The following is an 18,230-nucleotide window of genomic DNA, read 5'->3' as shown; positions in this document are numbered from 1 at the left end:
CGTATTGGCGTTAAAAGAGTCTTACTTTTGGCAATCGGCGAATTTCCTGGGGCCGGCGGCCAAAATCCTGTGGCCTGCCGCGAGCAGCCGGAAAACCGGCCGTTGCGAGGGCATTTCCGGTCGCACGAATGCTGGCGATGACCCGCTGCAGCGCTTAAATTGACCTCATGATTCAAGACCCCACCGAGCCGCTGCACGAGACATCATCCGAGCCCGCAGCAGAGCCAGGTTCCGACAGCCCTAGTTCCGGGCAGGACACCCAGGCCACCTTGCAGGCACCACCCGACATCGAACCGGAACCCGCGGCGGCCGACGACGAGGAAGACGGCGCGCTCCCGGATACTGGCGATGACGATTCCGGCGACGTGGTTGCCGAAGGCCCGCTGGCGCTCGGCCGCGCGGCCATCGAACATGCCGTACGCCATGCTCCGACATCGCCCGGCGTCTACCGGATGCTGAATGCGGCCAACGACGTGCTGTATGTCGGCAAGGCCAAGAACGTGAAGAAGCGGTTGTCGTCCTATGCAAGGCCAACCGGGCAGGTGATGCGCATCGCACGCATGATCGCGGCTACGGTGGTGGTGGAGATCATCTCGACGGCGACCGAGACCGAAGCACTGTTGCTCGAGGCCAATCTCATCAAGCAACTGCGTCCGCGATTCAACGTGCAGCTCCGCGACGACAAGTCCTTCCCGTATATTCTGATCTCGGGCGATCACTGGGCGCCGCAGATATTGAAGCATCGCGGCGCGCAGTCGCGGCCCGGCCGCTATTTCGGTCCATTCGCGTCGGTGGGCGCGGTCAACCGCACCATCACGGCACTGCAGCGCGCGTTTCTGATGCGGTCGTGCACGGATTCCTTTTTCGAGAGCCGCACGCGCCCGTGTCTGCTGTATCAAATCCGCCGCTGCTCTGGCCCCTGCACCGGCGAGATCGATTTTCCCGGCTATACCGAACTGGTGCGTGAGGCGAAGGACTTCCTGTCCGGCCGCAGCCGCGCAGTGAAGCAGCTATTGGCTGGTGAAATGGAGAAGGCGTCGGACGAGCTCGCTTTCGAGCGCGCCGCGCTGTATCGCGACCGCCTTGCGGCACTCTCGGCGATCCAGTCCCAGCAGGGTATTAATCCGCGCACGGTGGAAGAGGCCGACGTCTTCGCCATCCATCAGGAAGGCGGTTATTCCTGCGTCGAGGTGTTCTTCTTCCGCACCGGCCAGAACTGGGGCAATCGCGCCTATTTCCCGAAGGCCGAAAAATCATACACACCGGAGGAAGTGCTCGGCTCGTTCCTGGCGCAGTTCTACGAGGACAAGCCGCCGCCGAAGATGGTGTTGCTGTCGCATGCCATCGAGGAAAGCGAACTGCTGGCCAGCGCGCTTGGCGTCAAGGCAGGCTTCAAGGTCGAGGTGCTGACACCGCAGCGCGGCGAAAAGAAGGAGCTGGTCGTCCATGCACTGACCAATGCCCGCGAGGCGCTTGGCCGCAAGCTCGCCGACACGGCGACGCAGACGCGTCTGCTGGAAGGCATGTCGAAGATGGCGGGCATGGCCACCGTGCCGAAGCGCATCGAAGTCTATGACAATAGCCATATCCAGGGGACAAACGCAGTCGGTGCCATGATCGTGGCGGGGCCGGATGGCTTCATCAAGAACCAGTACCGCAAGTTCAACATCAAGTCGGAAGGGCTCACGCCCGGTGACGACTACGGGATGATGAAGGAGGTGCTGCAGCGCCGTTTCAAGCGTCTGCTGGTGCCGCCGGTTGAGGGCGAGGTGGTCAAGCCAAAGGACGATGACGTGCCGCTATGGCCCGATCTCGTCATCATCGATGGCGGCCGCGGCCAGCTTAATGCGGTCAAGGAGATCTTCGACGAGCTGAAACTGACCGATGTGACCCTGATGGCGGTGGCCAAGGGGCCGGATCGCGACGCCGGCCGCGAGACCATGTTCATTCCCGGCCGCGAGGCTATCAAGCTGGAGCCGCGGGATCCCGTTCTGTATTTTATCCAGCGGCTGCGCGACGAGGCGCATCGGTTCGTCATCGGATCGCACCGCACACTGCGCAAGAAGGACATCCGTGAGGCCGGACTGCAGGAAATCCCGGGGATCGGCCCAACCCGCAAGCGGGCACTCCTGCACCATTTCGGAACGCTGAAAGAGATCGAGCGGGCCTCCGTAGGCGACCTCGGCAAGGTTCCGGGCATCTCGGCCGAGAGCGCCCGCAAGATTTTCGACTTTTTTCACCCCCAGCCGGTGGCCAGATGACCGCAAAGATGGACGAGACGTAATCTGGCTGTCGCATGCCTTGAGGCAGTTTTGCGGTAAACTAAGCCGCGCCGCTTCGCTGGCGGTTGACCTCTGCGCTCTGGCAGTATTGGTAAGACGGATGACAGTGACCACGAGACGGGCCGCGAATTCCGCGATGTCCCTGCCAAATATCCTGACCATGGCCCGCATTGCCGCCATTCCGGTGGTGGTCGGCTGCATCTATTCGCAGTCGATCATGGATGGCCCGCTATGGCTGCGCTGGGTCGCGCTGGCCGTCTTTATCGGCGCCGCGGTCACGGATTTTCTCGATGGCTATTACGCCCGGATCTGGAATCAGCAGTCGGCCTTCGGCCGGATGCTTGATCCGATCGCCGACAAGCTGCTGGTGGCCTCTTGCCTGCTGATGCTGGCGGCCGACGGCATCATCCATGGCTGGACCCTGTGGGCCGCCATCGTGATCCTGTGCCGCGAAATTCTGGTCTCGGGTCTACGTGAATATCTCGCCGCACTCCGTGTCAGCGTCCCGGTCTCCAGAGTGGCGAAGTGGAAGACGACGGCCCAGTTGATCGCCATCGGCTTCCTGCTGGCCGGTGAGGCCGGCGATCAGGTGATCCCGATCACGACACAGCTCGGCCTGTTGCTGCTCTGGATTTCCGCGCTCGTCACCATTTATACGGGCTACGACTATTTCAGGGCTGGCATTCACCACCTCATTGCGGAGGATGCATGAAGGTCGTCTACTTCGCCTGGGTGCGCGAGCGCATCGGCAAGGCCGAAGAGACTGTCGAGCCGCCAGCAGCCGTGCGCACCGTCGGCGATCTGATCGGATGGCTGAGCACGCGCGGCGACGAATATGCGTATGCGTTCGAAACACCGAAAGTGATCCGCGCCGCCATCGACCATACCCATGTGCGGCCCGACACCGTCATCGCTGGCGCCCGCGAGATTGCATTCTTCCCGCCGATGACCGGCGGCTGATTTACCAACGACTGCGTTGATCTCATGACCTCCAACGTGACCATCCGCATTCAGGATGCCGATTTCGACGTTTCCAGCGAAATCGCGGCGCTGACGGCAAGCCGTACGGACATCGGCGCGGTCGTTACGTTCAGTGGTATCTGCCGTGGCGGCCAAGAAAACTTAAGTGGCAGCGGCGACGCAACCACGGCGCTGACGCTGGAGCATTATCCCGGCATGGCCGAGGCAGAGATTGCGCGTCATGCCGATGAGGCGATGAACCGCTGGCCGCTCACGGGATTGACGATCGTTCACCGCGTCGGCCGCATCCTGCCCGGCGAGAATATCATGGTGGTGCTGACCGCGTCGGCCCACCGCCAAGCGGCGTTTCAGGCCGCCGAGTTTCTGATGGATTACCTCAAGGCGCATGCTCCGTTCTGGAAGCGCGAGGAAACCGCCGGTGGCAGCAGCTGGATTGCTGCGAACACCGACGATGACGACGCCGCGGCGCGCTGGGATAAAAACTGATGGCAAAGAAGACTGTGAAGACAACCGCGAAGAAGGTGGTCAGGAAATCTGCGAGCAAGGCTCCTGCAAAGGCAAAGACTTCCGTGAAGAAGATCGCGACTGTGACCCTGCCGAAGGTGGCGCCGGGCGAGCTTGCGACATTGCTCGATTATGTGCGCTACGCCACCAGCCGTTTCATCGAAGCCCGGCTCTCTTTTGCGCACGGCACCACCGATCCCGTGGCCGAAGCCGCCTTCATCGTCTGCGAAGTCCTGCATCTGCATCCCGACCAGTTCGAGAGTTTCGCCATGGCGCGGGTAACTGCGGCTGAAGGCAAGCAGATCCTCGACATCATTCATCGCCGCGTGACGACGCGCAAACCGGCGGCCTATCTGCTCAACAAGATCTATATGCGCGGCCTGCCGTTCTATGTGGACGAGCGCACCATTGTGCCGCGTTCCTTTATCGGCGAATTGCTGGATTCGCATTTCAGCGGTGACGACGGCGAAGGCGGATCGCTGATCGACGATCCCATGGAGATCGAAAGCGTGCTGGATCTTTGCACAGGTTCTGGCTGCATCGCGATCCTGGCCAGCCAGTCGTTCCCCAACGCGCAGGTTGATGCCGTCGATCTGTCGCCCGCGGCACTCGCCGTCGCTATGCGCAACGTCATTGACTTCGGTCTCGACGAGCGACTGACGCTTTACAAGGGCGATCTGTTCGAACCGCTCGGCGATACCCGTTACGATCTCATCATCACCAATCCGCCTTATGTCGACGCGCAGGGCATGGCGGATTTGCCGGATGAATGCCTGGCCGAACCGGCCATGGCTTTCGATGGCGGCGATGACGGGCTCGACATCGTCAGGAAGATCATTGAACAGGCTGGCGATCATCTGAATCCACATGGCGGTTTGTTGTGTGAAATCGGTCGCGGCCGCGCCAATGTCGATGAAGCCTTTCCCGATCTGCCGTTGATCTGGCTGGACACCGAAGACTCCGAGGGCGAGGTGTTCTGGGTGTCGGCTGCTGCGCTGCAAGGTCGCGGCGCCGGCTAGTTCGGCATCTGGCCAAACAAGCCCGTAGCGTTTATCACGGCACCTTCACGCGCATTTTGATGTGTGAATGTCCGACATCGTTGTCGGGCGGATTTTGACGCGACAGCCCTTGCAGCCGCGTCACTCAAATCGAGTGAAGGATCCCATGCTGCTGGCTGTCGATCAGAAAGCGCCAACGCGCAATCTGTGGCTCGCCGAATTGCGAGCGACGCTGGCGCTCGGCTGGCCGCTGATCCTGACCAATCTGGCACAGATCGCACTCACCACGACCGACGTAATCATTCTCGGCCGCGTGAGCGCGGAGGCTTTGGCTGCGTCGGCGCTGGGCGTGAATCTCTATTTCGCGTTTCTGATTTTCGCCATCGGCCTCGTCACTGCGACATCGCCGATGATGGCGGAAGCGATTGGTCGCAAGCTGCATGCGGTGCGAGATGTCCGGCGAACATTCCGGCAGGGTTTGTGGACGGCGCTGATCGTCTCGGTGCCGGCATGGATCGTTCTCTGGCAGACCGAAGCGATCCTGTTGCTGTTCGGTCAGGAGGCGCAGGCCGCTGCCGATGCGCAGACCTTCATGCATATGTTGCAATGGGGTTTCCTGCCCGCGCTCGGGTTCATTGTGCTGCGCTCCTTTGTCGCTGCCGTGCAACGTCCGCTCTGGGCACTGCTGGTGACGGGCGTCACCGTTCTGTTCAATGCTGCTGCCAACTGGGTTCTGGTGTTCGGCCATCTCGGATTCCCGGAGATGGGTCTGCGCGGTTCCGGCCTTGCGACCACGCTGTCGAACGTCTTTCTGTTCGCTGTCTTTGCGCTCGTCGTCGGATGGCATCCGAAGTTCCGGCGTTATCATTTGTTCGGCAACTGGTGGCGCGCCGATTGGCCACGTCTCGCAAAGCTATGGCGCATCGGTCTGCCGATCGGCGCAACGCTTGCATTCGAAATTACCGTCTTCAATGCGGCGGTGTTCCTGATGGGGCAGTTTGGAACGGCCGCCATCGCGGCGCATGCGATTGCGATCCAGATCGCATCGATCTCGTTCATGGTGCCAATGGGACTAAGCCAGGCGGCAACTGTCCGCGTTGGATTGGCCAAAGGCGCCGTGGATCGCGATGGCATCACGCGAGCAGGATGGACTGCATTTGGCCTTGCGGTGGCATTCATGGCGTCGATGAGCATGTTGTTGCTGGCTGCGCCGCGTCTCCTGATTGGCGCCTTCATCGATCTGAGCAATCCCGCCAATGCCGTCGTCATCGACACGGCAATGTCGTTTCTGTTTTGTGCGGCGGTGTTCCAGATTGCGGACGGCGCGCAGTCGGTCGCAGCAGGGATGCTGCGCGGATTGCAGGATACGCGGGTGCCGATGATCTTTGCCGCATTAGGCTATTGGGGCTTCGGCATGGGTCTCAGCCTGCTGTTCGCATTCAAGCTGGGCTTCGGCGGCGTCGGCATCTGGATTGGGCTGGCAGCGGGTCTCGCGGTCGTTGCACCGGTCATGCTCTGGCGTTGGACCCGGCGCGAGCAACTCGGCCTCGTACCGGCGGCTTAACAAACAAAAATGCCGCAGCCTCGAAAGGCTGCGGCATTTGTCGCCTTGAAGCGCCTGCGCTTACAGAACCTTGCGGATCCAGTTGTGCGGGTCTGGCGCGCGGCCGTACTGAATGTCGACCAGCTGTTTGCGCAGCCCCATCGTGACCGGACCAGCCGCGCCGCCATTGATGGTAAAATCGCCGCTCGCAGAGCGCACCTGGCCGATCGGCGAGATGACCGCCGCCGTGCCGCAGGCAAAGGCCTCTTTCAGCTTGCCGCTGGCAGCATCGGCACGCCACTGGTCGAGCGTGTAGGCCTCTTCGCGCACCTGCGTGCCCTTGTCCTTCGCCAATGCGATGATCGAATCGCGCGTGATGCCTGGCAGGATCGTGCCGAGCGGCGGTGTTAGCAGCGAGCCGTCCTCGAACACGAAGAAAATGTTCATGCCGCCAAGTTCTTCGATGTAGCGGCGTTCGACCGCATCGAGGAACACGACCTGATCGCAGCCGTGATCGCTGGCTTCCGCCTGCGCGCGCAGGCTCGCGGCGTAGTTGCCACCGCATTTGACGGCGCCGGTGCCGCCGATCGCGGCGCGTGTGTAGTTCTCCGACACCCAAATCGACACCGGGGCGGGGCCGCCCTTGAAATAGGAGCCGACCGGCGAGGCGATGACGGCAAAGATGTATTCCGCGGACGGCTTCACGCCGAGGAAAATCTCGCTCGCGACCATGAATGGGCGCAGGTAGAGGCTGCCTTCACCTGATGGAATCCAGGCGCGGTCGATGCGCACGAGTTGCTCGATCGCTTCGATAAACACGGGCTCGGGCAGCGGGGCCATGGCCATGCGATCGGCCGAATTCCGGAAACGCTTGGCATTGGCATCGGGGCGGAACAGATTCACGCCGCCATCTTCACGCACATAGGCCTTGAGCCCTTCGAAAATCTCCTGGGCGTAATGCAGGACGGCTGCTGCGGGATCGAGCGGGAAATTCGCGCGGGATTCGATGCGCGCGCCATGCCAGCCGTCGGTCTGATTATAGCGGACGATGGCCATGTGATCGGTGAAAACCCGGCCGAAGCCCGGATCCTTGAGCTTTGCTGCGCGGTCCGCCTCGGACACTGCGTTCGCCGCGGGCTGAATGTCGAATTTCAGCAAAGCTGCGCCATCGATTTTATCAAACGAAACTCCCATGGACCTCACTCCTGCTTACGGCGCAGCTCCTGGGGGCGGCAGCGTCGATGTTGTTCTACGTCAAGCAGACCCACGGCAAAAGCGTTTCCGGCCCCGGGGGATGACCGAGGACAGGCTTTAGCGCCATGCCGAAGTCCGGTATGGTTCTCAGATCGGCCCTATTGGGCCATGCGGCGAGAGTTCTAATGTTTCGTCGCGATGGTCAGTTTTGTAAGATTGAACCCAAGATATGTCAATATGGTTGACGTAAATTCCAAGGACGCGGCGTCACGATCGCTTGAGACGATCCAGCGGCAATCGAGCGGCGATCCTGCGAAACCGCCCCGCTGGGACATCATCGAGCTGTTGTTCTTTGCCTATCGCGACTTTGTGGGCGATCCCGACGATGTGCTCGATCAGTTCGGTTTCGGGCGCGCCCATCACCGGGTCGTACACTTTGTGCATCGCTATCCCGGCCTGAAGGTTGCCGATCTGCTCGATGTCTTGCGTATTACAAAGCAGTCGCTGGGCCGTGTCCTCAAGCAATTGCTCGATGAAGGGTATATCGTTCAGAAATCCGGCGAGGCCGATCGGCGGCAACGGCTTCTTTTCGCCACGGCCAAGGGTGAAGCTCTCGTTGCGCAGCTCGCGGGTTTGCAGACCGATCGTATCAACCGCGCGCTCAAGGATTTTACGCCGGTCGAAATTGAAGCGATCGGCAGGTTTCTCTCGGCGATGATCGACCGCAATGATCCCGACAAGGTGCTGCAGGTCATCTTGGGCCAGGCATCCGCCAAAACTGACGGCAGGACAAACAAGACATGATGTTAGCTCAGGCCGCCAAACGTATGCCGGTGCCATTGGCCGACGATGCGCCGCATCTGTTGCTGGTCGATGACGACCGCCGTATTCGCGATCTCCTCTCGCGCTTTCTCTCGGGCGAAGGCTACCGCGTCACCACGGCGCCGAGCGCCAAGGAAGCGCGCGCCAAGCTGCTCGGTCTGCATTTCGATCTCCTGATCCTCGATGTGATGATGCCAGGCGAGACCGGCTTCGAGCTCGCGCGTTTCATTCGGACGTCCTCGGCCGTGCCGATCATCATGTTGACGGCGCGGCACGAGGCGGAAAGCCGGATCGAGGGATTGCAGATCGGCGCCGACGACTATGTGGCCAAGCCGTTCGAGCCGCGCGAACTGGTGCTGCGCATCGCAAACATCCTGAAGCGTAGTGCGCCGGTGCCGGTCGAGCGCGCGGAGTCGCTGCAATTCGGGCCTTATGTGTATCACCTCGCGCGTGGCGAACTACGCCAGGGCGACGAGATCATCCATCTCACCGACCGCGAGCGTGACATGCTGCGCGTGCTCGCCGCAGCGCCCGGCGAGACCGTGCCGCGCGGTGAACTCACCGGCGGCGGTGGCACCGTGAACGAGCGTGCGGTGGACGTGCAGATCAATCGCCTGCGTCGCAAGATCGAGACCGATCCGGCCAATCCGCTCTTCCTGCAGGCCGTGCGTGGCATCGGCTATCGCCTCGTCGCGTCGCCATAGTTCGATGAAGTTTGCACGATGACCACGCTCGACACTGGCATCACCATCCTCCGCTCTGCGGCGGGCCGCGTCTCTGCGGCGCACAGTCTGATGGGCCGGCGCTTCAAGAGCGTGATGCCCACGGGGCTCTATGCCCGCACGCTGCTGATCATGATCGTGCCGATGGTGCTGCTGCAGTCGGTGGTCGCCTTCGTGTTCATGGAGCGGCACTGGAACACGGTGACGCGGCGCCTGTCGCAGGCCGTGGTGCAGGACATCGCAACGCTGATCGACGTCTACAAGGTTTATCCGCAGGATAAGGACCGCACGCAGATCAAAGCCATCGCTCAGCAGCGCCTTGGCCTCGTGGTGGATTTCCTGCCGCTCGGCGACATGCCACCGCCCGGTCCGAAGCCGTTCTTCTCGCTGCTCGATCAGGCGCTGTCGGTCCAGATCGGTCGGCAGATCACGCGGCCGTTCTGGATCGACACCGTTGGCCGCTCCAATCTCGTGGAAATCCGCATCCAACTCGATGATGCCGTGATGCGCATCTTCGCCCAGCGTAGTGCTGCTTACGCGTCGAATTCGGAAATCTTCCTGTTCTGGATGGTGGGGACGTCCTCGATCCTGCTGATCGTCGCGATCCTGTTCCTGCGAAACCAGATCCGCCCAATCCTCAAACTCGCTGATGCCGCTGAAAGTTTCGGCAAAGGCCGCGAAGCGCCGAATTTCCGGCCGCGCGGCGCACGCGAGGTCCGTCGTGCCGCCAATGCCTTCATCGAGATGAAGGCGCGTATCGAACGCGCAATGGAGCAGCGCACGGCCATGCTGGCCGGCGTCTCGCATGATCTACGCACCATCCTGACGCGCTTCAAGCTCGAACTGGCGCTGATCGAGGACGGTCCGGAAGTCGATGGCATGCGCAAGGATATCGATGAGATGTCGGGCATGCTCGAGGCCTATCTCGCCTTTGCGCGCGGCGACAGCGGCGAGCAGGCGCAGCCGACAGACATGGCTGCGGCGCTGGAAGAATTGCGCAGCGATGCCGAGCGCAACGGCCATAAGGCGACGGTCACGTTCCACGGCCTGCCGATAGTCACGGTGAAGCCAGCCGCGTTCAAGCGTTGCCTCGGCAATCTCGTCTCCAACGCCGCGCGCCATGCCAATGACATCGCCATCACTGGGCACCGCGATCATCGCTATCTCACGGTCACGGTGGACGACGACGGCCCCGGTATTCCCGCCGATATGCGTGAAGAAGTGTTCAAACCGTTCCTGCGGCTCGACGATGCGCGCAATCAGGACGAAGGCGGCACAGGCCTCGGCCTCGCTATCGCCCGCGATATCGCGCGCTCCCATGGCGGCGATATCACGCTGGCCGAGAGTCCGATGGGCGGATTGAGGGCGGTGGTGCGGGTGCCGGTTTAGCTATCGGCATTCAGAATGGCTCGTTCGACTCCGCCTTGAAATCGGAAGCCAAGCCGAAGATTTTGTTTGCGACCTGCTGGCTCGCAAGCCTGAGTTCGGGCTGTGGTCCAAGACCCATGTGGTGGCTGGCAATTTCCTCGGCAGATCGGTGTTTGTCAATCAGCATGACATACGCTTCGTCTGCGTACGAATCATACTCGTCTGTCGCACTAATAGAAGTGTTAACGCCAATTGGATCCCACTCGCGCCAAAGAATTTCTCGGACGCGGGCCCGATTTCTACGGGATCGATATTTATCCCGACCATGCGACATAGGCAGTTCCGATCAAATCCTGCGTTACTTCGCCAGTTCCTTCGACCGCGCCGTTGCCGCAGCAATTGCGCGAGTCAGTAACGGCTCGAAGCCGTCATCGGCCATCAACACGGCGAGCGCCGCTGCAGTGGTCCCGCCGGGCGAGGTGACATTCTTGCGCAGCGTTGCCGCGTCGAGATCGGACTGGCGCAGCAATTCGCCTGAGCCGGATACGGTTTCACGTGCAAGTTTCATCGCGAGTTCAGGCGGAAGACCTGCAGCGATGCCGGCGCGGGCCATTTCTTCGGCCAGCAGGAACACATAAGCAGGACCCGAGCCGGAGACGGCCGTCACAGCATCGATCAGGCTCTCGTCCTCGACCCACTCCACCGATCCGGTGGCGCGCAACAGCGCGTCGGTCAGGCCGCGTTGCTCCGGCGATACGTCGCTCGCGGCAACCGCCACGGTGATGCCGCGGCCGATCGCGGCCGGCGTATTCGGCATCGCGCGAACCACCTTGCCGCCGCAGGCCTTGGCGATGCCGGCGACGGTTGTGCCCGCCATGATCGAGACCACGAGGGATGATCTCGCGATTGTGCGCAGTGTCGGCCCGACCTCGGCGAACATCTGCGGTTTCACGGCGAGGACCAGTGCGGCGACGGCGCCGATGTCCTTCACATCCGGATTGAGGCGGACGCCTTTGGCTGCGAGCGCCTTGATCTCGTCGGAGACATACGGATCGATCACGATGGCGCGTTTGGGATCGAGGCCGCCGGCGATCCAGCCCGTCAGCATTGCGCCGCCCATCTTGCCGGCGCCGGCCAGCACGATATGGCCGTCGATATCGTTGAGCGCGCGTGAGGTCGTGGAGGAGGTCATCGCAAAATCCCGGCTGTCAGAACGGCCGGGACCATAACATTGCGGGGCAGGCCGCACAGCCCGAACGGACCTAGACGAAGCTTTTTTTCAGGAAGTAGCGCGGACCGCCGCGCGGATAGTCCGGGATTTCGCCAAACACTTCATAGCCCTGCTTCTCGTAGAAGCTCCGCGCCTGAAACCAGTAGGTATCGAGCCACAGACCGATGCAGCCGCGTTCACGCGCGATCTCTTCCGCCTTGGCGAGGACCTTCGAGCCGATGTCCTGGCCGCGAAACTGCTCGGGCACGACGAACAGTTTGACGAAACACCAGTTGAACGCGGTCTTGCCCCAGATGCCGCCGATCGGCTCGCCGGTCGCAGGATCGTGGATCAGGATCGAGAGCGGCTGGTGATTGTTGGGGCCAACGGTCTTGGTATTGTAGGCCAGCAACGCATTTGCGACCACCAGCCGTTCGGCCTCGCCGGGCGCATCCGGCACGGTGATGACCGGCGCGTCGGTCATGCTTCGCCGGCAGTGTCGAACATCGCAGCAGACATCGCTTCGGCTGCGGTCTTGCCGGCCCACACCACGAACTGCAATGCCGGATAGTAGCGCTCGCAGGAATGGATCGCCGATACCAGCATCGCTTCGCACTGCGCGGTCGTTGCGGTGAGGCCATCGGGCAGCACCAGTGCCTGCCGGTACATCACCATGCCTGAGTGAGTCCAGATATCGAAATGACCGACCCACATCTGTTCGTTGATCGCGGCGATCAGGCGCTGCACTTCCGCGCGGCGAGCGGGTGGAATCTTCATGTCGAAGGCGCAAGCCAGATGCAGGGCCTCGATCTCGTTCATCCAGGTGAAGGAGAGCTGGTAATCGATCCAGTCACCTTTAGAAACAATTGTGACTTCGTCTTCGCCGGAGCGCTCGAAGGCCCAGTTATGATCGGCGGCAATATCCTCGACAACGGCGAGCGGGTTGAGCCGTGAATCGATAGTACCTTCGAGAAGTGACATGCCGTCGCGACCTTGCTCTTGAAATGTGATGATGCAAACAGCTGGCCGGTACGCGAAAATGTCGGAGCGTCGCTGCAGGCTGCAAGTTCTATTCGTCCAGACCTTGCGAGTTTGAAGTGATGTGATTTGCTGAATCTGCGCAACGGCACCACGAATCCATCCACAGACAAACCGGCCCTCATCCACAGGTCATCTCGCCGCAATGAGAACAAACCGGAATCGGATTCCCGGATTGCGAGTCTGTGCGGTGCGCCCTCGCGCGCCGCGAGTCCGGTTGGGGTGGTAACTATTGATTCCGCCGCGGGGCCCGAAAGCTTTCCCGGCCTCGCAGGAGTCCTGTTGGGGCCCGATACAGCCTGTGGACGGCCTTGCTGGGCTGGTTCGGTTTCGGCATAGTTTGGCCGTAACGAAAGTATCAGGCCATGAACGACACCACCTCCGAGTCATCCGCAGTCCAGCATCCGCGCTTTGCCAAGCCGCAACGCGTCGCCTTCGTGCAGTCGTCCTGGCATCGCGACATCGTTGCACCGTGTTGGGAATCGTTTCTGAGCGAGATCGAGGCGCGTCATATCGGCCCGTCGCAGGTCGATCTGTTCGAAGTGCCTGGCTCGTTCGAGATCCCCCTGCATGTGCAGGTTCTCGCCAAGACGCGGCGCTACACGGCCATCGTCGCGGCCGGCCTCGTGATCGACAGCGGCACCCGCGGCTTCGTGGCGGACACGGTCATCCGTGCGCTCATGGATGTGCAGCTACGCACCGAGATCCCGGTGTTCTCGGCCGTGACGGCGCCGGAGGATTTTCACGAGACGGAAGAGCGGGCGGCATTCTTCCGCAAGCACTTTGCGGAGAGCGGCCTCAAGGTCGCGGCAGCCTGCGCCGAGACGCTACTCAGTCTGGAGCGTCTGCGCGGTCAGGTCGCGGCCGGGATCGTGTAGAGGCGCGAGCCTTAGTCGAACAGGCTCGATACCGACTCTTCCGATGCGGTGCGGCCGATCGCTTCGGCGATCAGCGAGGCAACCGAGAGCACGCGGATGTTCGGCGATTTGCTGACGGCTTCCGTGGGCTGGATCGAGTCCGTGATCACCAATTCCTTGAGCTTGGAATTGGCGATGCGCGCGGCGGCGCCGCCGGACAGAACGCCATGGGTGAGGTAGGCGGAGACGTCCTTGGCACCGTATTTGAGTAGCGCATCGGCGGCGTTCACCAGCGTGCCGCCGGAGTCGACGATGTCGTCGATCAGGATGCAGGTGTAGCCGGCGACGTCGCCAATCACGTTCATCACTTCGGATTCACCGGGGCGTTCGCGGCGCTTGTCGACGATGGCGAGCGGCGCGTTGATGCGTTTGGCAAGGCCGCGGGCACGGGCGACGCCGCCGACGTCGGGCGAAACCACCATCACATTGGCGAGATCGAACTTCTCCTTGATGTCGCGAACCATCAGCGGCGCGGCATAGAGGTTGTCGGTCGGGATATCGAAGAAGCCCTGGATCTGGCCGGCATGCAGGTCGAGTGTCATGACGCGGTCGGCGCCGGCATGGGTGATCATGTTGGCCACCAGCTTGGCCGAGATCGGGGTGCGGCCACCGGCCTTGCGGTCCTGGCGAGCGTAGCCGAAATAGGGGATCACCGCGGTGATGCGGCGCGCGGAAGCGCGGCGCAGCGCATCAGTGATGATCAGCAGTTCCATCAGATGGTCGTTGGTCGGGAACGACGTGGATTGAAGAATGAAGACGTCGGAGCCGCGGACGTTTTCCTGGATCTCGACGAAGATTTCCATATCGGCGAAGCGCCGGACGCTGGCCTTGGTCAGCGGGATATTCAGCGAGGTCGCGATTTCCTGCGCGAGGACAGGATTGGAATTACCGGCGACCAGTTTGATCGAACCGTTCTTGGCCGACATCGACGCGTCTCCCCGCGGCTTGGTGGATACAACGTTCAGCATATCGGATTACCCACAAGAACTCGTCTAGCTGAGCGAGGTGATATCAAGGACGGCCGTCCGCTGGCAACCCGTGGGCCGCTGTTTTCCTGCGTAAAAACGGGCCTCTGCTTAACGTGAACTGAAGTCAGCGCGTCTCGGCAAATGCGGTGGCCTGCACGGGCAATTCATCGGTACTGGCGATGGCAGGTCCGTTGCCACTTGGCGCAGGCGGCTGCTCGCCGGGCGTGGTGCCGTTGATCATGCCATTGAGGCCGGTGAGCCCCGCTTGCGCGATCCGCCGCAAGACAAGGTCGTCGGCAGTAGCCCAGGCGTCGCGGCCGCCTTTGCCGGCCTGTTCCTCGCCGCTCAGGCGCAGAGCACGGTTCTGGTCGCGGTCATAGACATCCCACACCCAGGCGATCGAGGTCTGGCCGCCGCGAACCTGGGCCGAGAGGTAGCTGCGGACCCGAAAAGCCGCGCTGTCCTTGCGCGATACAACCGCAAGGTTGCGCAGGCGCGCTTCACTATCCAGAAGGTTGACCATGCGGTCGAAGACCTGCGGCGGCGGCCCGTCGATGGATTCGAACGCGATCGTCGGGCCGGAGGTGGTGGAAAGGCTGGCCTGCGCGTTCATGGCGCCGCCCGAATTGGGGACATTGGCGCAGCCGGCAAGCCCAAACGCTACGGTCAGCAACAGCGCAGCCTGGATCAGGCGCGGTCTGGCTCGATCGGTCGTAAGGGCAGAAAATCGCATAGGGCGTCCCGACTTCCGTCCGTTTGCCGCAAGCGGCGCCGGACAGGTCGAGCGATATCGTTAAAATGCGTTAAGGTCTAGGGCAGCGCGGCCACAGGTCTTTCCAGGGTGACCGAAACGGTCACCGCGCCCCGACAATTCGCGTTCAGTTTGAGGCAGTTCGGACGCGTTAAGGATAACGGCGCGTCAACGCGCGAGTTACCGCTCAAGCACGATGGCGTGGATCTGGCGTCCGTAATCCGGCTCGTTCCGATGCACCGACCGGCGATAGCTGAACAGGTTGCTGTCGGGATAGGTGTCGATGCCGGTGTCATCGATAATGGCAATGCCGGCGCGCTCCAGCCGCATCCGAATGAAGCCGCCGAGATCGAACATGGCATGACCGGCGCGGGTTGAGGGAATGAAGAACCGGGCGAAGCCAGCATCGGACTGCGTGAAGCGCTCAACGAATTCGGCCCCGACCTCATAGCTTGGCTGGCGGATCAGCGGACCGATCGCGACCACGATGTCGGAGCGGTCGGCGCCGAGTTTTTCCATCTCCGCGATGGTGGCCTCGAGCACGCCGGTGAAGGCGCCCTTCCAGCCGGCATGAGCGGCACCGATGACGCGAGCCTTGGGATCGGCAAACAGCACCGGTCCGCAATCGGCCGTCGTGACGCCGAGCGCCAGGCCCTCGACCTTCGTCACCATGGCATCGACGCGCGGCCGTGAATCGCCGTTCCACGGCGCCTTGGCGACAGCGACATCGGGTGAGTGCACCTGATAGGCGGTGAGGAAGTGCAGGGGATCGACGCCCATCCCCGCTGCCATGCGCCGGCGGTTCTCCGCCACATGCGCGGGATCGTCGTTCGATCCGAGTCCGCCATTGAGGCCGGCATAGATGCCTTCGGAGACGCCGCCGTCGCGCGTGAAGAACGCGTGGCGCAGGCCGGGAATGGCTGACAGCAAAGGTGATGTGAAAGTCATGATGTCGGGGCCTCGACGCCGGTGTCGTCGCTCAGCGCCACCAGCGTGTCGATATTGGGATCGGAGATGCCGACCACCTTGAACATCGAGCCCATGCCGCCGCGGCCGCTGTCGATCAGGCGTTTCAGTGCGCCCGAGACGGTTTCGGAAACTTCCGGCGTGGCCTTGGCCATCAGGGTCAGCGCGCGCGTCTCGATGCCGAGGCGCTTGAGGAATTCGCCCTGCGTCACCGGCCCGTGCACGCGTGCGCCGACATCCTCCGCCGCGCGGCCGAGCGCCTGGAAATCCACATGCGCGGTGATATCGGCCTGGCCGGGATTCTTCAGCGGATCGGCATAGCTGTGCTGCGCGATAGCCTGCAGGGTGTCGCCGGCATCGCTACGGACATGACCGTAATCGATGATCAGAGCTGCGCCGCCTTCGTCGCGGACGCGGCTGGCAATCTTCATCATTTCGGTATCGGGGCGCCATTCGAACACCGCGCCGACAGGGGCTGCACGCACCAGCGGTGGCAGCAGCACATCGAAACGCGGCAGCGGATCGGTTGACGCGCTGAACATCAGCTGGCCGTTGCTGTCGATATCCACCATGCGCTCGTGCCAGCCGCCTTCGCGCTTCACGGCCTGATGGATAGGCAACACGTCGAAATATTCATTGGCGAGGATGATCGATGGGCCCGCGGGGACGGTTTCGATACTGTCATGCCAGGTGATGTTGCGGGTGCCGGATAACGTCGCCTTCTGCTTCTCGCGCAGCACCGGATTGATTTCGACGAGATGCACGTTGAGCGCCTGATACAGCGGCGGCAGCACGCGTAGGGCGCGGAGCGCGTCGGCCATCATGGTGCCGCGTCCGGGACCAAGCTCGATCAGATGCACAAAAGGCGGCGCGCCCATGGCTCGCCAGACCGAAGCCGACCACAGGCCGAGCAGCTCGCCGAACATCTGGCTGACTTCGGGCGACGTGGTGAAGTCGCCCTCGCGACCGAGCGGATCGCGCGAAATGTAGTAGCCGTGTTGCGGATGGGTCAGGCACAGCTGCATGTAGCGCCACACCGGCATGGGTCCGGTGGACTTGATCAGGCGCTTGATTTCATCCTGCAGCGGCGATTGGTCGGTCACATCAGGCCTTCTTGCCTGGGCTCAATTCGAGCGATGCCTGCGGCTTTCGCCAGGCGCGCACCATCAAAACGAGTCCCACAAATATCATCGGCACGGAGAGCAGCATGCCCATGGTGAGCCCACCCCACAGAAATCCGAGTTGCGGGTCCGGCTCGCGGAAGAATTCTCCCGTAATACGCGCCAGCGCATAAAAAAAGATGAAGGCGCCGAGGATCAGGCCAGGCCGCTTCAGCGCACCGGCCCGGATCATCAGGGCGAGAATGAGAAACAGCCCGATGCCTTCGAGGCCGGCCTCATAGAGCTGGCTGGGATGGCGCGGCAGCGGCCCGCCATTGGGGAACACCATCGCCCAAGGCACGCTCGCATCGGCGTGGCGGCCCCACAATTCACTGTTAATGAAATTGGCGAGGCGTCCGAGCAGCAGGCCGATCGGGCCGACCGCGCAGGTGATGTCGCCGAGCGACAGGATCGACAGGCCACGCTTCCAGCAGAACAGAAACACGGCAAAGACGCAGCCCATGAAGCCGCCATGGAACGACATGCCGCCCTTCCAGAGCTCGAAGATCTCGGCGGGGTGGGCGATGAAGAAATCGAGATTGTAGAACAGCACATAGCCCGTGCGGCCACCGACAATGATGCCGATCGTCACCCAGAGGATGAAGTCGTCGAAATCCAGCAGGGAGATCGGTGAGGGGCCGCCCCACAGTTTCGTGCTCTTGATCAGCGCGCGCGCATAGATCCAGCCGAGCACGATGCCGCCGATATAGGCCAGCGCGTACCAGCGAATGACGATGGGGCCGAGCGCGATGGCGACCGGATCGAAAACGGGGAAGGCGATGGTCAGGAATGGCATGTGGTGGGCT

At 62.2% G+C, this 18,230-nt stretch carries 20 protein-coding genes; 10 read left to right on the top strand and 10 right to left on the bottom strand.

Annotated elements, in window-relative coordinates; translation table 11 throughout:
- Positions 1-167: 167 nt before the first annotated feature.
- The 6 genes from uvrC (at position 168) to CHC01_RS01435 (ending at position 6,329) form a co-directional block, all read left to right on the top strand.
- On the top strand, positions 168-2,261 hold the full coding sequence (gene uvrC / locus CHC01_RS01460; RefSeq protein WP_089261827.1) for an excinuclease ABC subunit UvrC: 2,094 nt from the start codon (positions 168-170) through the stop codon (positions 2,259-2,261).
- A 121-nt stretch (positions 2,262-2,382) separates the two neighbouring features.
- Complete coding sequence (gene pgsA / locus CHC01_RS01455) at positions 2,383-2,994, top strand: CDP-diacylglycerol--glycerol-3-phosphate 3-phosphatidyltransferase (protein ID WP_089261825.1); 612 nt, start codon at positions 2,383-2,385, stop codon at positions 2,992-2,994.
- Entirely contained in the window at positions 2,991-3,242 is a 252-nt protein-coding gene (gene moaD / locus CHC01_RS01450) for a molybdopterin converting factor subunit 1 (RefSeq protein ID WP_068731149.1), read from the top strand. Before pgsA ends, moaD begins: the two co-directional genes overlap by 4 nt.
- 24 nt (positions 3,243-3,266) lie before the next feature.
- Positions 3,267-3,749 carry a molybdenum cofactor biosynthesis protein MoaE gene (locus tag CHC01_RS01445; protein WP_089261823.1) on the top strand — a complete coding sequence of 161 codons (483 nt, stop codon included), beginning with the start codon at positions 3,267-3,269 and terminating at the stop codon, positions 3,747-3,749.
- Complete coding sequence (gene prmB / locus CHC01_RS01440) at positions 3,749-4,786, top strand: 50S ribosomal protein L3 N(5)-glutamine methyltransferase (RefSeq protein WP_089261821.1); 1,038 nt, start codon at positions 3,749-3,751, stop codon at positions 4,784-4,786. Before CHC01_RS01445 ends, prmB begins: the two co-directional genes overlap by 1 nt.
- Positions 4,787-4,931: 145 nt before the next feature.
- Positions 4,932-6,329, top strand: coding sequence for an MATE family efflux transporter (locus tag CHC01_RS01435; RefSeq protein ID WP_089261819.1), 1,398 nt, complete (start codon positions 4,932-4,934; stop codon positions 6,327-6,329).
- Positions 6,330-6,389: 60 nt separating this feature from the next.
- On the opposite strand, the gene CHC01_RS01430 is transcribed toward CHC01_RS01435, so the two are convergent.
- Positions 6,390-7,502: a branched-chain amino acid aminotransferase gene (locus CHC01_RS01430; RefSeq protein WP_089261817.1), complete on the bottom strand. Its 1,113-nt coding sequence runs from the start codon at positions 7,500-7,502 to the stop codon at positions 6,390-6,392.
- Between the two features lie 237 nt (positions 7,503-7,739).
- Here CHC01_RS01430 and CHC01_RS01425 point away from each other — a divergent pair, with 237 nt between their 5' ends.
- From CHC01_RS01425 to CHC01_RS01415, 3 genes are read left to right on the top strand one after another with little or no spacing between them, the layout of a single operon-like run.
- Positions 7,740-8,306 (top strand): MarR family winged helix-turn-helix transcriptional regulator, encoded by a 567-nt coding sequence (locus CHC01_RS01425; RefSeq protein ID WP_089261815.1) that lies wholly within the window; start codon positions 7,740-7,742, stop codon positions 8,304-8,306.
- On the top strand, positions 8,303-9,028 hold the full coding sequence (locus tag CHC01_RS01420; protein WP_089261813.1) for a response regulator: 726 nt from the start codon (positions 8,303-8,305) through the stop codon (positions 9,026-9,028). Before CHC01_RS01425 ends, CHC01_RS01420 begins: the two co-directional genes overlap by 4 nt.
- Positions 9,029-9,046: 18 nt before the next feature.
- Positions 9,047-10,435, top strand: coding sequence for an ATP-binding protein (locus CHC01_RS01415; protein ID WP_089261811.1), 1,389 nt, complete (start codon positions 9,047-9,049; stop codon positions 10,433-10,435).
- 10 nt (positions 10,436-10,445) lie between these two features.
- Here CHC01_RS01415 and CHC01_RS32200 read toward each other — a convergent pair whose 3' ends face one another.
- From CHC01_RS32200 to CHC01_RS01400, 4 genes are all read right to left on the bottom strand, one after another.
- Positions 10,446-10,601, bottom strand: a complete 156-nt coding sequence (locus CHC01_RS32200) for a hypothetical protein (protein WP_176454467.1) — start codon at positions 10,599-10,601, stop codon at positions 10,446-10,448.
- Between the two features lie 171 nt (positions 10,602-10,772).
- Positions 10,773-11,606: a pyrroline-5-carboxylate reductase gene (gene proC / locus CHC01_RS01410; protein ID WP_089261809.1), complete on the bottom strand. Its 834-nt coding sequence runs from the start codon at positions 11,604-11,606 to the stop codon at positions 10,773-10,775.
- Between the two features lie 70 nt (positions 11,607-11,676).
- Positions 11,677-12,108: a GNAT family N-acetyltransferase gene (locus CHC01_RS01405; RefSeq protein ID WP_089261807.1), complete on the bottom strand. Its 432-nt coding sequence runs from the start codon at positions 12,106-12,108 to the stop codon at positions 11,677-11,679.
- Positions 12,105-12,605 carry a type III secretion system chaperone family protein gene (locus CHC01_RS01400; RefSeq protein ID WP_089261805.1) on the bottom strand — a complete coding sequence of 167 codons (501 nt, stop codon included), beginning with the start codon at positions 12,603-12,605 and terminating at the stop codon, positions 12,105-12,107. Before CHC01_RS01400 ends, CHC01_RS01405 begins: the two co-directional genes overlap by 4 nt.
- Before the next feature lie 422 nt (positions 12,606-13,027).
- Here CHC01_RS01400 and CHC01_RS01395 point away from each other — a divergent pair, with 422 nt between their 5' ends.
- Complete coding sequence (locus tag CHC01_RS01395) at positions 13,028-13,540, top strand: 6,7-dimethyl-8-ribityllumazine synthase (protein ID WP_089261803.1); 513 nt, start codon at positions 13,028-13,030, stop codon at positions 13,538-13,540.
- An 11-nt stretch (positions 13,541-13,551) separates the two neighbouring features.
- On the opposite strand, the gene CHC01_RS01390 is transcribed toward CHC01_RS01395, so the two are convergent.
- From CHC01_RS01390 to lgt, 5 genes are all read right to left on the bottom strand, one after another.
- Positions 13,552-14,505 carry a ribose-phosphate pyrophosphokinase gene (locus tag CHC01_RS01390; protein WP_089263589.1) on the bottom strand — a complete coding sequence of 318 codons (954 nt, stop codon included), beginning with the start codon at positions 14,503-14,505 and terminating at the stop codon, positions 13,552-13,554.
- A 166-nt stretch (positions 14,506-14,671) separates the two neighbouring features.
- Positions 14,672-15,280 (bottom strand): hypothetical protein, encoded by a 609-nt coding sequence (locus CHC01_RS01385; RefSeq protein WP_089261801.1) that lies wholly within the window; start codon positions 15,278-15,280, stop codon positions 14,672-14,674.
- Positions 15,281-15,478: 198 nt separating this feature from the next.
- Entirely contained in the window at positions 15,479-16,246 is a 768-nt protein-coding gene (pgeF, locus tag CHC01_RS01380) for a peptidoglycan editing factor PgeF (RefSeq protein WP_089261799.1), read from the bottom strand.
- A complete protein-coding gene (locus tag CHC01_RS01375; RefSeq protein WP_089261797.1) occupies positions 16,243-17,367 on the bottom strand; it encodes a class I SAM-dependent methyltransferase in 1,125 nt (374 codons plus the stop codon). The genes pgeF and CHC01_RS01375 overlap by 4 nt, the downstream gene beginning before the upstream one ends.
- A 1-nt stretch (position 17,368) precedes the next feature.
- Positions 17,369-18,220 carry a prolipoprotein diacylglyceryl transferase gene (gene lgt / locus CHC01_RS01370; RefSeq protein WP_089261795.1) on the bottom strand — a complete coding sequence of 284 codons (852 nt, stop codon included), beginning with the start codon at positions 18,218-18,220 and terminating at the stop codon, positions 17,369-17,371.
- Between the last annotated feature and the right edge of the window lie 10 nt (positions 18,221-18,230).

It is taken from the genome of Tardiphaga sp. OK246 (genome assembly GCF_900188215.1).
Taxonomy (GTDB): Bacteria; Pseudomonadota; Alphaproteobacteria; order Rhizobiales; family Xanthobacteraceae; genus Tardiphaga; species Tardiphaga robiniae.
Note: the sequence above shows the minus strand (reverse complement) of the source record. Positions and strands in the feature narration are given on the sequence as shown.